Source organism: Variovorax sp. EBFNA2 (assembly GCF_033802765.1).
GTDB lineage: Bacteria > Pseudomonadota > Gammaproteobacteria > Burkholderiales > Burkholderiaceae_C > Variovorax > Variovorax paradoxus_H.
In genome coordinates this window covers 6360491-6374701 of sequence record NZ_CP138496.1, presented here as the reverse complement: position 1 = coordinate 6374701, position 14211 = coordinate 6360491, and the positions used below count along the sequence as shown (strand labels likewise).

Here is a 14211-nt window from a genome sequence, read left to right as displayed (position 1 = left end):
CATGGGCACGCCGGCCTCCGCCTGGTTCGAAGAGCGGATCGCCGCGGCGGTCGCGCCGCTGCTGCCCGGCTTCGCGGTCGAGGCCGTGGCCGAAATCGATTCCACCAACACCGAGCTGATGCGCCGTGCGCGCGCCGGTCGCACCGACCCCGTGCTGCTCGTGGCCGAGCGCCAGACAGCCGGACGCGGTCGTCTCGGCCGCCCCTGGCAGAGCGCGCAGCAGCCCGAGGCGCCCGCCTCCCTCACTTTTTCGCTGGGCCTGCCGCTGGCGCCGGCCGACTGGTCGGGCCTGTCGCTGGCCGTGGGCGTGACCGTCGCCGAAAGCCTCGACCCGACGGGCGCACACCAGATCGGCCTGAAATGGCCCAACGACATCTGGGTGAACGACCGCAAGCTGGTCGGCATCCTCATCGAAACCGCCATGCCGCAGACGGCGCGCCCCGATGCCGCGCGCTACCTCGTGGTCGGCATCGGCATCAACATCGGTCCGCGCGAAGGCGACGGCATGCGCACGCCGCCGGCCTGGCTGCGCCAGTGGCAACCCGATGCGTCCGCACCCGAGGTGCTGCAGGCGCTGGCCGAGCCGCTGGTGCGCAGCGTGCTCGCCTTCGAGGCGAACGGCTTCGGGCCCTTTGCCGAACGCTTTGCGGCGCGCGACGTGCTGCGCGGACGCGAAGTGACGCTCAGCGACGGCACCGCCGGCCTGTGCGAAGGCGTGGCCTGGGGCGGCGAACTGCAGGTGCGCACCGACGCCGGCCTGCAACTCATTTCGAGCGACGAAGTGAGCGTGCGCCCGCGCGGCATGTCTTTCTGAGCGAGGGCATGAAGCTGCGCCTGGTCCTCATCGCCCTGCTCGCGGTCAACGCGGGCTACTGGCTGTGGACGCGCGGCGACCTGGCCGGCTTCGGGCTCGCACCCGCGGCGCTCGACGAGCGCGAGCCGCAGCGCATGGCGCGGCAGATCCACCCCGAGTGGTTGCAGATCCGCAAGGAAGCCAAGCCCGCGCCCTGACCCGGTCAGGCGGCGGCCGCAGCGCGCGCGAACATGCGCCGCGCCTTGGCCAAGGCGGCCTGCAGCTTTTCTTCCGACGGCGGCTCGTGCGAGCTGGAACTCAGGCCGAACTTCTTGCCCGCGATCTCCTGCGCCGCGACCAGGATGCTGCCCAGCACGACCGGATCGGTCTCGGTGTCGAGCGCCTGTCGCAAAGGCTCGAGCGCCTTGGGCGCGGCGCTGCGGCGGCTCAACACGATCTGCATCAGCGCGCTCGCCGCCCATTGGCGGTTGGTGGCGACGGCATCGTGCGTGAGCAGCGGCACCACCTTGGCGATGTCGGTCGTGCCGCCGAGCCAGCCGATCACCCACAGGCCCTTGCAGCGCAGGTCGTCATGCGGCGACGTGAGTGCGGTGCGCGCCAGGGCCGCGGTTTCTTTCAGGCGCCGGCCCTTGCGGTACTTGAAGGCGCCGAGCATCTGCAGCACCGTGGCCTGCATGGCCGGATCGGGCTCTTGCTCGAACTGCGCGAGCAAATGGTCTTCAGCTTCGTCACCGCGCTCGCCGAACTTGCGGCAGAGCCAGTCGTAGAGCTCGCTGTCCATGCCGGTGTCGTGCAGCAATCCGTAGTGGAAGGCGAGCGCTTCGGGCGACTGCAACTCGAGCAGGTCGGCGCCGAAGTCGAACATGTCCGACACGTCGGTGTCGGTGCGGATCTCTGCGAAGCGCTGGCGCAGCGCGTCGAGCGTGGGGGGCGAACTCATTCGGAAGGGGCCTCCTCGAAGCGCACGGTGAAGAGCGCGCCCGGCGGATGCTTGCCGGGATGCGCGTCTTCCAGTTTCACCCGCGCGCGGTGTTGGTTGGCAATTTCTCGCACGATCGGCAGGCCCAGGCCCGAGCCGTCGGCCTCGTTGCCGAGCACGCGGTAGAAGGGCTCGAACACCAGCTCGCGGTCGGCCTCGGCGATGCCGGGGCCGTTGTCCTCCACCTGCACCAGCTGCACGTGGCCGAAGGGGTCGGCCAGCACGCGGGCGGTGATCACGCCGGGGCGCTCGGGCGTCGAAGGCGTGTAGTTGAGTGCGTTGTCGACCAGGTTGCGCACCAGCTCTTTCAGCAGCGTCGGGTTGCCGTCGACCATCACGCCGGGCGCGCCGGCCTGGGCGCCGTCGTAGCCGAGGTCGATGCGCTTCTCGATCGCGCGCGGCACGGCCTCGCGCACCACCTCGATGGTCAGCCGCGCGAGGTCGCAGGGCTGGCAGTGCGTCATGGCGCTGGTGCCTTCGGCGCGCGCCAGCGACAGCAGCTGGTTCACGGTGTGCGTGGCGCGCACGCTGGCGCGGCCGATCTGCTTGAGCGACTGCTTCAGCTCGTCGGCATTGGCGCCTTCGCGCTGCGCCAGGTCGGCCTGCATGCGCAGGCCCGCGAGCGGCGTCTTGAGCTGGTGGGCGGCGTCGGCCAGGAAGCGCTTCTGCGTGAAGATGGAGTCGTTGAGCTTGTCGAGCAGTTCGTTCACCGACGACACCAGCGGCACCACCTCGAGCGGCACCGAGGATTCATCGAGCGGGCTCAGGTCGCCCGGGCGGCGCTCGCGGATGCGCGCCTCGACCACCGACAGCGGCTTGATGCCGCGCACCAGCGCCAGCCAGATCAGCAGCACCGCCAGCGGCAGGATCGCGAACTGCGGCAGCAGCACGCCCTTGATGATCTCGGTGGCGAGCACGGCCTGCTTCTCGCGCGTCTCGGCCAGTTGCAGCAGCGAGGGCGGCACGTCGTCGCTGCCGCTGGGAATCCACAGCGAGGCCACGCGCACCGGCTGGCCGTGCACCGTGCTGTTGTGCAGCAGGACCACGTTGGTGCCGGGCGGGTCGTCCACGTTGGGCTGCGGCAGGTCGCGCTCGCCGTGCAGCAGCGTGCCGTGGCCGTCGAGCAGCTGGTAGTAGATGTGGCCCGCGTCGTCGGCGCGCAGGATCTCGCGCGCCGACTGCGACAGCACGAAATGCGTCTGCCCCTCTTTCACCGTGACCAGTTCGGCCAGCACCTTCACGTTGTGCTCCAGCGCGCGGTCGTAGGGCGCGTTGGCGATGCCCTGCGCCACCAGCCACGTCACGCCGATGCTCACCGGCACGAGCAGCAGCAGCGGCGTGAGCATCCAGTCAAGGATTTCGCCGAACAGGGAGCGCTGGGCGCGCTGGAAGAGCTTCAAGGGAGTTCCTGGCAAGGCGAAAGAACGCTGGCGAGCGTGAACTAGTGCTGCGATTCGCAGCCGTGTCGTTTCATTGACGAGGTGTGACTGGTTGTAGCCTTGGTGTGCAGTTTCTGCAATTCAAAAACATCAGGGAGAAATCATGAAGCAAAAGACCGTGGGCGGCTGCCCCAAGCCGCTCTGGATCGCCGCGACCGTGTTGGCCGCCAGCGTGGGTGTGACCGCATGCGGCGGGGGTGGAGGAGGCGGCGGCGGTGGCATGCCGATGCTGCCCATCGCACCAGTTCTGGCACCCGCCCCCGCGCCCGCTCCGGCCCCCGCGCCTGCGCCGGCCGAGAACCGCGATCCGGTGCCGGGCTCCGAGCCGTCGCCCTCGCTGAGCGCGCCGCAGGCTGGTTCGACCGCCGCGGTGGGCAACGACAGCGAAGGCATCTACGCCGCGGGCGTGCGCGGGCTCGCCTTCGTCGGCGCCGATGGCTCGATTGCGCGCAGCTTCACGGTCGGCACGCTGTGGGGCTCGCTGAAGCTCACGGGGCTCGACTGGTCGTTCAACCCCGACACCGAGTTCTCTTTTCTCAGCGTCTCGCAGGTCACCGGCTCGGGCACCTTCGCGCCGAAGAAGACGATGAACGGCACCTACGCCTACGGCACCCGCGACCCGGCAGATTTCGGTCCCCTGACCTACACCATCGAGAACGCGTTGGCGGTGTCGCAGGCGAGCGTGGTCGGCACGTGGTCCAACAACGACAGCAGCCTCGGCGTGACGGTCCAGGTCGACGACAAGGGCGTGTTCACCGGCACCACGAGCGGCGTGGAGATCGGCCAGTGCACGCTCTCGGGCACCGTCGCCCTGGCGCAGCCCGGCTCGGCCAAGAACATGTACGCGCTCAAGCTGAAGGCGGTGAATGCCGCGACGGCCAGCAAGGACGACTGCCAGCTCACCCTTGCCGCCGCCGGTTCCTACGTCGGGCCGGCGGCCATCGGGCTGGTGCCGGCGGGCGTGTTCGAGAGCAACGGCTACTTCCGCAGCCTCATGTTCCTGATCCGTTCGAACACCGGCGCCACGCTGCTCGTCGGCCTGCGCAAGCAGCCCTGACGGTGTTCTGCGCGGGCGGGGCACGCTCAACCGGGAATCTTCTCGAGGCAGTAGCCCAGCCCGCGCACCGTCGCGATGCGCACCGGTCCTTTTTCGATCTTCTTGCGCAGGCGGTGGATGTAGACCTCGATGGCGTTGATGCTCACCTCTTCGCCCCATTCGCACAGCCGGTCCACCAGCTGGTCCTTGCTGACCAGCCGGCCGGCGCGCTGCAGCAGCACTTCGAGCAGGCCCAGTTCGCGCGCCGACAGCTCGATCATCTTGCCGTCGATGGTCGCCACCCGGCCGGCCTGGTCGTAGACCAGCGGGCCGTGGCGGATCGCGTTGCTGGTGGCGCCCATGCCGCGCCGCGTGAGGGCGCGCACGCGCGCTTCGAGCTCCTGCAGGCTGAAGGGCTTGGCCATGTAGTCGTCGGCGCCGTGGTCCAGGCCCTTGACGCGCTCCTCGACGCTGTCGGCGGCGGTAAGCACCAGCACGGGCAATTGCGAACCGCGCGCACGCAGGCGCTTGAGGATCTCGATGCCGTGCAGGCTAGGCAGCCCGAGGTCGAGGATCAGCAGGTCGAACTCGCTGTGGGTCATGAGCGCGGTGTCGGCCTGCGAGCCGTTGGCCACATGATCGACCGCCGCGCCCGAGGTGCGCAGGCTGCGCAGCAAGGCATCGGCCAGCACCTGGTCGTCTTCGGCAATCAGTATCCGCATGTGCGCCACCTCCGGCTCAGTCAGTGTCGGCGCCCCTCGGCGCGCGTTGTCCCATGACGCGAAGTCTAGCCCGCCGTATAGGCCTCGAGTCCGATGGTTACCACGGTGGCAATCTCGTCGCCCACGCTGGCGCGGAACTCGCGCTCGGCCTGCGTGACGGCGCGGCGGAAGGCGTCCAGCCAGGCCAGCCCGTCGGCCGTGAACAGCACGCGCCGCGCGCGCGCATCGAGCGGGTCGGGCCCGCGCGTGACCAGCCCCCAGGCTTCGCACTGATCGACCAGCGTGCCCATGGCCTGCTTGGTCATGCCGGCGCGCTCGGCCAGCTCGGTCAGGCGCGAGCCCTCGCGTGCCAGGTGCCGCGTGATGTGGATGTGCGCGGCGCTCACCTGCGCACGCGCCGCGAGGTTCGACAGCGCCAGCGGCACCTCGATGTCGTGCGCCATCAGCGCCAGCACGCGCTCGTCGAAGCGGCGCATCGCATGGCCCAGCAGGCGGCCCAGGTGGGTCTGCCGCCAAGCGTCGGGATCGGTCGGAAAAGCGAGGTCGGACATGGCGCCAAATGGTAAGCCAAACTGACCATAAAGTGGGTTTGCAAACTGCAATGAGCCCCTACACTACTGTTCAAGCATCCAGCCTGTGATTAAAAGCAGATGGATGAATCCCGACACAAACCGTTGATATTCAAGGAGATTTCCACATGGACGCAGTCGTCAAGGGCGCAAGCATCTCGGTCGCCAACAGTGAAAAGGCCAAGGCCCTGCAAGCCGCGCTGGCCCAGATCGAAAAGCAGTTCGGCAAGGGCACGATCATGCGGCTCGGCGAAGGCGAGGCGCTCGAAGACATCCAGGTGGTCTCCACCGGCTCGCTGGGCCTGGACATCGCCCTGGGCGTCGGCGGCCTGCCGCGCGGCCGCGTCGTTGAAATCTACGGCCCGGAATCCTCGGGCAAGACCACGCTCACGCTGCAGGTGATCGCCTCCATGCAGAAGCAGGCCGGCACCTGCGCCTTCGTCGACGCCGAGCACGCGCTCGACGTGCAGTACGCCCAGAAGCTCGGCGTGAACCTGTCCGACCTGCTGATCAGCCAGCCCGACACCGGCGAGCAGGCGCTCGAAATCGTCGATTCGCTGGTGCGCTCGGGTGCTGTCGACCTGATCGTGGTCGACTCGGTCGCTGCGCTCACGCCCAAGGCCGAAATCGAAGGCGAAATGGGCGACTCGCTGCCCGGCCTGCAGGCCCGCCTGATGAGCCAGGCGCTGCGCAAGCTCACGGCCACGATCAAGAAGACCAACTGCATGGTCATCTTCATCAACCAGATCCGCATGAAGATCGGCGTGATGTTCGGCTCACCCGAAACCACCACCGGCGGCAACGCGCTGAAGTTCTACGCCTCGGTGCGCCTGGACATCCGCCGCATCGGCACCATCAAGAAGGGCGACGAAGCCATCGGCAACGAAACCAAGGTGAAGGTGGTAAAGAACAAGGTGAGCCCGCCGTTCAAGACGGCCGAGTTCGACATCCTGTTCGGCGAAGGCATCAGCCGCGAGGGCGAGATCATCGACATGGGCGTCACGGCCAAGATCATCGACAAGTCGGGCGCCTGGTACGCCTACAACGGCGAGAAGATCGGCCAGGGCCGCGACAACGCCCGCGAGTTCCTGCGCGAGAACCCCGACCTGTCGCGTGAGATCGAGAACAAGGTGCGCGAATCGCTGGGCATTCCGCTGCTCGCAGCCGATGCCGGCAGCGAACCCGAGAAGGCCGAGAAGCCCGCCAAGGCCTCGAAGGCCGACAAGGCGGCAGCGGAGTAAGTTCGACAAGGCGGCCGTCGCGCAGTGCGCGGGCCGCGTGAGCGCCCCACCCCCGCATGGCTTTCAGCGCCCCCTCCCTCAAAGGCCGCGCCCTGCGCCTCCTGAGCCAGCGCGAGCATTCGCGCACGGAGCTGGAGCGCAAGCTGGCCAAGCACGAGGAAGAGCCCGGCACGCTGGCGAAGGCGCTCGACGAGCTGGCCGCCAAGGATTTCATCAGCGAGCCGCGCGTCGTGGCCTCGGTGCTGAACCAGCGCGCGGCCCGCTCGGGCGCGTTGCGCGTCAAGCAGGAGCTGCAGGCCAAGGGCATCGCGCCTGAAGCCATCGCCGAGGCGGTGGCCGGTTTGCAGGAGACGGAAGTCGCGCGCGCCACGGCCCTGTGGCGCCGCCGCTTCGATGCACCGCCGGCTGATGCCAAAGCGCGTGCGAAGCAGATGCGATTCCTGATGGCGCGCGGTTTCTCGGGCGCTGTCGTGTCCAAGGTGCTCAGGAGTGATTTCGATGACACAAGCGACGACAACCCCGACGAATGAAGGCGGCGCGCTCTCCCGCGTCATCACGCAGCGTGTGAACTGCGAATGGCGCGACGCCTATGCGCTCGCGTCCGACCCCAAGCGGCTGCCTGACTGGGCCAGCGGCCTTTCGAAAAGTGCGCTGGTGCCGCACGGCGACCACTGGGTCGTGCGCACGCCCGAAAGCGGCGAGGCCCGCATGCGCTTTGCGCCGCCCAATGAGTTCGGCGTGCTCGACCACTGGGTGGCGCCCGAAGGCGTGCCCGAGGTCTACCTGCCGTTTCGTGTGATCGGCGTGGCGCCGGGCGTGTGCGAGTTGCAGTTCACGCTGCTGCGCCAGCCGCACATGGACGACGCAGCCTTTGCGCGCGATGCCGACTGGATCGCGCGCGACCTGCAGGCCCTGCGCCGCCTGCTCGAGGCGGGCTGAGCCGGGTCTGGCTTACTCCGCGGCGGCGACTTCGTCGGCCAGCGGGTTCTCGGCCTTGTACGAGGCGATGTCGCGCACGTTCTTCTGCACCGCCACTGCGCCGAACAGGCTCAGCAGGAAGGCCATGGCGTAGAAGCCTTTTTCGCTCGCGGCCAGCGAGGCGTTGAACAGGCCCACGGCCAGCAGGCCCACCGACAGCAGCAGCGAGACCCAGCACAGGCCGAAGTAGATGCCCGTGACCGAAATGCCTTCGAGCCGGTCGCGCACCGTCTTTTGCAGCGACACGGCGGAGAACAGGCCGTACATCAGGATGGTGAAGTAGTAGCCCTTCTCGTTGAGCTGCATCGCGGCATTCCACAGCCCGAGCAGGTAGACGATGGCACCGATGATCAGCGCGGCCCAGGAGGCGGCGACGAATGCAGCGGTCGGTTTCTGAAATTTGACGGTTCCCATGGCGATCCTCCTCGTTGTTGTGTGGCGCGATTATGGTGCGGGAAGGCGGTGGCATGATCGCCGGCGACCGGCCTCCCAGGAGGCGGCTTTCCAAAAAACCGGAGGAACCGTTCATGTCGTCACAACCCGCTCGTCCGCAGTCTCTCGTTCGCACCGGCGCCAAGGCCGGCTTCGCCTTCGCCGGCTCGGCCATCAAGGGCGCGCTGATCGGCCTGTTCCTCGGCGGCGGCGTGTTCTTCTATTACCTGAGCCAGCTGCAGGGGCCCGGCAACACAGCCGCGCGGGCCGGCGGTGCGGGTGCCATCGTGGCCCTGATCACGTCGCCGCCGCTGCTGGTGGCCGTGCTGCTGGCGTTGTTCGTTGGCGTGTACTTTCTGCTCGGCGTGCAGCAGGGCCGCGCCCGCGCAATGCAGCACGTGGTGGTGGCGCGCGGCGAGGCCGTCTCGCAGCGGCTCGGCGACGCGATCGCGGGCCGCATCGAAGCCATGCCGCGCACCCACGGCGGGCTGCAGCGCGTGGCCGACTGGTTGTCGCCCGACGCCCTGTGCCAGCAGCTCGCGCCGATGCTCGGCGAAGGCCGCGCCGTGCGCACCGTGGTCGGCTTCGTGCTGGCCCGCCTGCCCCTGAGCGAGATGCTGGCCGAGTGGCAGCAAGAGCGTGCCGCGCACGGTGCAGCCGCACCGGCGACGGGCGAAGGCGCTGCGCAAGATCCCGCGCTGCGCGCGCTGCTCACGCGCCGCATCCACGAGGTGCTGCAGGACATGGCGACGCCTTCGCGCACGCTGTTCTACATCGCGCTGGCCGTGCATGCGGCCTTGCTCGGCGTCGGGCTGTGGCTCGTGCGCTGAGCCCGACCGTCTTCGTTGGGCTTGGGGCGCGCAGCCGCCCTCGCGCTGACGCCTCGGCCACAATGAGCGCCCGCGCAGGCCTTGCGGCATGCGCGGCATCCATGCCTCCCCGTCTGCCCCTCCCCTCGCTTTCATGATCGTCCGGAAACGCCCGTCCGGGCTCAAGCTGTTTCTGTCCTGGCGGGGCTCCGTCCTGCCGCGCATCGCCGCGGCGCTCGCGCTCAACGTGATCGTGGCCATCGTCGTCACGGTGCTGCACGGGCGCTTCGGCTCGATCAAGATTCCGCTCGGCACCGTGCCCTTCGCGCTGCTCGGCTTGCCGCTGGCGATTTTCCTGGGTTTTCGCAACACCGCGGCCTACGACCGCTTCTGGGAAGCGCGCAAGCTCTGGGGCGAGGTGATCCTGCGTTCGCGCAACCTGGCGCGCCAATGCCAGAGCCTCATCGACGGCGATGCGCCGGTGAACGCCGGCGCCGACACCGTCCGTCGCCTGGACGATCTGCGCGTGTGCATGACCTTGCGCGCCGCGGCTTTTGCCCATGCGCTGCGCCACCAGTTGCGCGGCACCGACGCCGCCGCCGACACCCAGCCCTTCCTGCGCGAAGCGGAATGGCAGGGCCTGACGCAGGTCGCCAACCGGCCGCATGCGCTGCTGATGCACATGGGCGCCGACCTGCGCGAAGCGCTGCGCGCGCGACGCATCGATCCGGCGCTGGCGGCGGGCGTCGACGGCACGCTGTCGGCGCTGAGCGCGGCGGCCGCGTCGTGCGAGCGCATCCTCAGCACGCCCATTCCCTTTTCGTACACGCTGCTGCTGCACCGCACGGCGTACCTCTACTGCTACCTGCTGCCCTTCGGGCTGGTGGACTCCGTCGGATTCATGACGCCGGTGGTGGTGCTGATCGTGGCCTACACCTTCTTCGGCCTGGACGCGCTCGGCGACGAGATCGAGGAGCCCTTCGGCACCGAGTCGAACGACCTGCCGCTTGAGGCGCTGTGCCGCACGCTCGAGATCGACCTGTGCCAGTCGGTGGGCGCTCCGGCGCCGGCGCCGATGGTGCCGGTCGATTACTTCCTGCGCTGACGTCCGCCCCAGGGGCCCGACGGAAAGCAAAAAGGCCGGTCCTTGCGGGCCGGCCTTTCGGGTCTGTCAGCGGTTGAAGTGGCTCAGAGACCGAGCATCAGCTTGAGGTTCTGTACCGCAGCGCCGCTGGCGCCCTTGCCCAGGTTGTCCAGGCGCGCGATCACCACGGCGTGGCGGTGGTCCTCGTTCGGGAACACGCGGATCTCGAGGGTGTTGGTGTCGTTGAGTGCCAGCGCGTCGAGCTTGCCGTCGTCGGTCGGCGGCAGCACCTTCACGAACTGTTCGGGCGTGTTGCTCTTGGCGTAGTGCGCGGCCAGCGCGTCCTGCAGGTCGCCGGCCTTGGGCTTGCCGGGCAGCAGGTCGAGGTGCAGCGGCAGCTGGACCAGCATGCCCTGCTTGAAATTGCCCACCGACGGAATGAAGACCGGCCGGCGCGTGAGGCCCGTGTAGGTCATGATTTCGGGGATGTGCTTGTGCTTCAGGCCCAGCGCGTAGGTCTCGAACAGCGGCGCCTTGCCGGCTTCGTAGTCTTCGATCATCGTGCGGCCGCCGCCGGAGTAGCCGCTCACCGAAGGCAGCGACACGGGGAAATCGGCCGGCAGCAGGCCCGCATCGACCAGCGGACGCACCATCGCGATGGCGCCGGTGGCGTAGCAGCCGGGGTTGCCGACGCGGTCGGCCTGGGCCACCGCCTGCCAGTGGCCTGCGACGAGTTCGGGGAAGCCGAAGACCCAGCCCGGCGCGATGCGGTGGGCGGTCGAGGCGTCGATGATCTTGGGTTTCTGGCCCGGGAGCTGATCGATCAGCGCGACCGATTCGCGCGCCGCGTCGTCATGCAGGCACAGCACCACGAGGTCGACGCCCGCCATCAGCTCGCGCTTGGCGGCCACGTCCTTGCGCAGCTCGGGCGCGATGCTCACGAGCTCGATCTGCGGCATCGTCTGCAGCCGCTCGCGAATTTGCAGGCCGGTGGTGCCGGCTTCGCCGTCGATGAAAACCTTGGCCATATCGGAGTATGCGTAGAGTGGCTAGAAGAAAGTACGTATTGACCGCAACCGCACATCAAGTATTGGTGCGGCGCACCATGATACAGTCCGCGGTTGTTCGCCGCCCCCAGCCGTCAGGCTGCCGTCGCCCGCGAACAACAGAGCAGAAACAACAGTCTCACTCCCGATCTCCCGTTCTCAACCTCCTCCTTCCGAGAGACATCCCTCATGAAGATTCACGAGTACCAAGGCAAGGAAATCCTTGCCAAGTTCGGCGTGCCGGTGCCGCGCGGCATTCCGGCCTATACGGTTCAGGAGGCGGTCGAAGCCGCCCAGAAGCTTGGAGGCCCGGTCTGGGTCGTCAAGGCCCAGATTCACGCGGGTGGCCGCGGCAAGGGCGGCGGCGTCAAGGTCGCCAAGTCGATCGAAGACGTCAAGAAGCTGGCTGGCGAGATCCTCGGCATGCAGCTCAAGACGCACCAGACCGGCCCTGAAGGCCAGAAGGTCCGCCGCCTCTACATCGAAGACGGCGCCGACATCAACAAGGAATACTACATTTCGGCCGTGACCGACCGCGCGACGCAGAAGATCGCGTTCATCGCGTCGAGCGAAGGCGGCATGGACATCGAGGAAGTGGCCCATTCCACCCCCGAGAAGATCATCACGGTCTACGCCGACCCCAAGGACGGCCTGACCGACGCGCAAGCCAAGGAAATCGCCGACGGCATCGGCATGCCGGCCGATTCGACCGCGCAAACGGTCGACATCCTCAAAAAGCTCTACACCTGCTACATGGAGACGGACGCCTCGCTGGTCGAGATCAACCCGCTCAACCGTGACAGCAAGGGCAACGTCGTCGCCCTGGACGCCAAGTTCAACTTCGACAGCAACGCGCTGTTCCGCCACCCCGAAATCGTGGCGCTGCGCGACCTCGACGAAGAAGACGCGGCCGAAGTCGAAGCCTCGAAGTTCGACCTCGCCTACATCTCGCTGGACGGCAACATCGGCTGCCTGGTGAACGGTGCCGGCCTGGCCATGGCCACCATGGACACCATCAAGCTGTTCGGCGGCGAGCCGGCCAACTTCCTGGACGTGGGCGGCGGTGCCACCCCCGAGAAGGTCACGGAAGCCTTCAAGATCATGCTGAAGAACAAGAACGTGGAAGCCATCCTCGTGAACATCTTCGGCGGCATCATGAAGTGCGACACCATCGCCACCGGCGTGATCGCAGCCTGCAAGGCCGTGAACCTGCAAGTGCCGCTGGTCGTGCGCATGAAGGGCACCAACGAAGTCGAAGGCAAGAAGCTGCTGGCCGAGTCGGGCCTGCCGATCATCAGCGCCGACACCATGGCGGACGCGGCCCAGAAGGTCGTGGCAGCAGTCAAGAAGGCCTAAGGAACAAGTCATGTCGATCTACATCAACAAAGACACCAAAGTCATCACGCAAGGCATCACCGGCAAGACCGGTCAGTTCCACACCGAAAAGTGCCAGGAATACGCGAACGGCAAGAACGCCTTCGTGGCCGGCGTGAACCCGAAGAAGGCCGGCGAGTCGATCTTCAACATCCCGATCTTCGGTTCGGTGAAGGAAGCCGCCACGCAAACCGGCGCTACCGTGTCGGTGATCTACGTGCCGCCGGCAGGCGCCGCGGCCGCCATCTGGGAAGCCGTTGAGGCCGACCTGGACATGGCGATCTGCATCACCGAAGGCATTCCGGTTCGCGACATGCTCGAAGTGCGCAACCGCATGAAGGCCAAGGAAGCGGCCGGCGGCAAGAAGACCTTGCTGCTGGGCCCGAACTGCCCCGGCCTGATCACGCCCGACGAAATCAAGATCGGCATCATGCCCGGGCACATCCACCGCAAGGGCCGCATCGGCGTGGTCTCGCGCTCGGGCACGCTGACGTACGAAGCCGTGGCTCAACTGACGGAAATCGGCCTGGGCCAATCGTCGGCAGTCGGCATCGGCGGCGACCCGATCAACGGTCTGAAGCACATCGACGTGATGCAAGCCTTCAACGACGATCCGGACACCGACGCCGTCATCATGATCGGTGAAATCGGCGGCCCGGACGAAGCTGACGCAGCCCGCTGGTGCAAGGACAACATGAAGAAGCCGGTCGTCGGTTTCATCGCCGGTGTCACTGCCCCTCCCGGCAAGCGCATGGGCCACGCCGGCGCGCTGATCTCGGGCGGTGCCGACACGGCCGAAGCCAAGCTCGCCATCATGGAAGAGTGCGGCTTCACCGTAACGCGCAACTTCTCGGAACTGGCAAAGCTGCTCAAGGGCAAGCTCTAAAAAGCACTCGTACCGCTGGCGGCGTTCCCGCCGCTCGCATTACCACGCAGAAATGAAAAAGCGCCCGCATTGAGTTGCGGGCGCTTTTTTAACTACAACACAGTGGAATCAGAGACATGGAACTTCTTCAAAGCACGGACTTCTGGATCGGCCTGATCAAGATCGTCTGGATCAACATCATCCTGTCGGGCGACAACGCCGTCGTGATCGCCATGGCGGCACGATCGCTGCCGCCCGCGCAACAGAAAAAAGCCGTCCTGTTCGGCTCGGGCGCGGCCGTCGTGCTGCGCATCGTGCTGACGGTGGTGGCGGCCAAGCTGCTGGCGCTGCCCTATCTGCAGATCATCGGTGGCGCGCTGCTGCTCTGGATCGGCCTGCAGCTCTTGAGCGAGGAAGACGACGGCGACGGCGAGTCCAAGGAATACGGCAGCATGTTCGCCGCCGTGCGGACCATCCTGCTGGCCGACCTGGTGATGAGCCTGGACAACGTGATCGCCGTGGCGGCCGCCGCGCAAGGCAGCATGGTGCTGCTGGTGTTGGGTTTGGCCATCAGCATCCCCTTGGTGATTTTCGGCAGCACGCTCATGATCAAGCTCATGGAACGCTTCCCGATCATCATCATGCTGGGCGCTGCGCTGATCGGCTGGGTCGGCGGCGAGACCATCGTGAGCGACGTGTCGCTGCATGAGGCGCTGGTAGCCAATCCCTGGTTGCACTATGCGGGCGCGATCGCCGGCGCGGTGCTCGTCGTGGCCCTGGGCCGCTTCCTGCAACGGCGCGCACGCGCTGCTGCGCACTGATA

17 protein-coding genes are annotated in these 14211 nt (G+C 67.4%); 11 read left to right on the top strand and 6 right to left on the bottom strand.

Features of this window, described 5'->3' with window-relative positions:
• The first annotated feature begins 1 nt into the window (after position 1).
• Both RZE79_RS29985 and RZE79_RS29980 read left to right on the top strand, forming a co-directional pair.
• Complete coding sequence (locus tag RZE79_RS29985; protein WP_319358106.1) at positions 2-814, top strand: biotin--[acetyl-CoA-carboxylase] ligase; 813 nt, start codon at positions 2-4, stop codon at positions 812-814.
• Between the two features lie 8 nt (positions 815-822).
• Complete coding sequence (locus RZE79_RS29980; RefSeq protein WP_192194181.1) at positions 823-1011, top strand: sporulation protein; 189 nt, start codon at positions 823-825, stop codon at positions 1009-1011.
• Between the two features lie 5 nt (positions 1012-1016).
• Here RZE79_RS29980 and RZE79_RS29975 read toward each other — a convergent pair whose 3' ends face one another.
• Entirely contained in the window at positions 1017-1754 is a 738-nt protein-coding gene (locus RZE79_RS29975; RefSeq protein WP_319358102.1) for a HEAT repeat domain-containing protein, read from the bottom strand.
• Complete coding sequence (locus RZE79_RS29970; RefSeq protein WP_319358100.1) at positions 1751-3193, bottom strand: sensor histidine kinase N-terminal domain-containing protein; 1443 nt, start codon at positions 3191-3193, stop codon at positions 1751-1753. Before RZE79_RS29970 ends, RZE79_RS29975 begins: the two co-directional genes overlap by 4 nt.
• Before the next feature lie 142 nt (positions 3194-3335).
• Between RZE79_RS29970 and RZE79_RS29965 the strand changes: the two genes are divergently transcribed.
• Positions 3336-4289, top strand: a complete 954-nt coding sequence (locus RZE79_RS29965; protein ID WP_319358099.1) for a hypothetical protein — start codon at positions 3336-3338, stop codon at positions 4287-4289.
• A gap of 26 nt (positions 4290-4315) precedes the next feature.
• On the opposite strand, the gene RZE79_RS29960 is transcribed toward RZE79_RS29965, so the two are convergent.
• Positions 4316-4990, bottom strand: a complete 675-nt coding sequence (locus RZE79_RS29960) for a response regulator transcription factor (protein ID WP_056575150.1) — start codon at positions 4988-4990, stop codon at positions 4316-4318.
• Between the two features lie 65 nt (positions 4991-5055).
• Entirely contained in the window at positions 5056-5541 is a 486-nt protein-coding gene (locus tag RZE79_RS29955; RefSeq protein ID WP_319358097.1) for a helix-turn-helix domain-containing protein, read from the bottom strand.
• Between the two features lie 146 nt (positions 5542-5687).
• On the opposite strand from RZE79_RS29955, the gene recA reads away from it, so the two are divergent.
• The 3 genes from recA to RZE79_RS29940 are packed head-to-tail and all read left to right on the top strand — an operon-like array spanning position 5688 to position 7739.
• A complete protein-coding gene (gene recA, locus RZE79_RS29950; RefSeq protein ID WP_319358096.1) occupies positions 5688-6800 on the top strand; it encodes a recombinase RecA in 1113 nt (370 codons plus the stop codon).
• A 56-nt stretch (positions 6801-6856) separates the two neighbouring features.
• Complete coding sequence (gene recX, locus RZE79_RS29945; protein ID WP_319358094.1) at positions 6857-7330, top strand: recombination regulator RecX; 474 nt, start codon at positions 6857-6859, stop codon at positions 7328-7330.
• Positions 7299-7739, top strand: coding sequence for an SRPBCC family protein (locus RZE79_RS29940; protein WP_153281472.1), 441 nt, complete (start codon positions 7299-7301; stop codon positions 7737-7739). Before recX ends, RZE79_RS29940 begins: the two co-directional genes overlap by 32 nt.
• Before the next feature lie 12 nt (positions 7740-7751).
• Here the strand turns inward: RZE79_RS29940 and yiaA are convergent, their stop codons facing one another.
• The gene (yiaA, locus tag RZE79_RS29935; protein WP_319358092.1) at positions 7752-8192 is read right to left on the bottom strand and encodes an inner membrane protein YiaA; all 441 of its coding nucleotides are present in this window, start codon (positions 8190-8192) and stop codon (positions 7752-7754) included.
• Positions 8193-8305: 113 nt separating this feature from the next.
• On the opposite strand from yiaA, the gene RZE79_RS29930 reads away from it, so the two are divergent.
• Both RZE79_RS29930 and RZE79_RS29925 read left to right on the top strand, forming a co-directional pair.
• The gene (locus RZE79_RS29930; protein ID WP_319358091.1) at positions 8306-9040 is read left to right on the top strand and encodes a hypothetical protein; all 735 of its coding nucleotides are present in this window, start codon (positions 8306-8308) and stop codon (positions 9038-9040) included.
• Between the two features lie 133 nt (positions 9041-9173).
• Positions 9174-10124, top strand: coding sequence for a bestrophin family ion channel (locus RZE79_RS29925; RefSeq protein ID WP_319358090.1), 951 nt, complete (start codon positions 9174-9176; stop codon positions 10122-10124).
• Between the two features lie 83 nt (positions 10125-10207).
• Here RZE79_RS29925 and argC read toward each other — a convergent pair whose 3' ends face one another.
• Positions 10208-11131, bottom strand: coding sequence for an N-acetyl-gamma-glutamyl-phosphate reductase (argC, locus tag RZE79_RS29920; RefSeq protein ID WP_319358089.1), 924 nt, complete (start codon positions 11129-11131; stop codon positions 10208-10210).
• 207 nt (positions 11132-11338) lie between these two features.
• On the opposite strand from argC, the gene sucC reads away from it, so the two are divergent.
• From sucC to RZE79_RS29905, 3 genes are all read left to right on the top strand, one after another.
• Positions 11339-12505: an ADP-forming succinate--CoA ligase subunit beta gene (gene sucC, locus RZE79_RS29915; protein WP_153281477.1), complete on the top strand. Its 1167-nt coding sequence runs from the start codon at positions 11339-11341 to the stop codon at positions 12503-12505.
• A 10-nt stretch (positions 12506-12515) separates the two neighbouring features.
• Entirely contained in the window at positions 12516-13409 is an 894-nt protein-coding gene (gene sucD, locus RZE79_RS29910; RefSeq protein WP_319358088.1) for a succinate--CoA ligase subunit alpha, read from the top strand.
• Between the two features lie 116 nt (positions 13410-13525).
• The gene (locus RZE79_RS29905) at positions 13526-14209 is read left to right on the top strand and encodes a TerC family protein (protein ID WP_319358087.1); all 684 of its coding nucleotides are present in this window, start codon (positions 13526-13528) and stop codon (positions 14207-14209) included.
• Positions 14210-14211 lie beyond the last annotated feature (2 nt).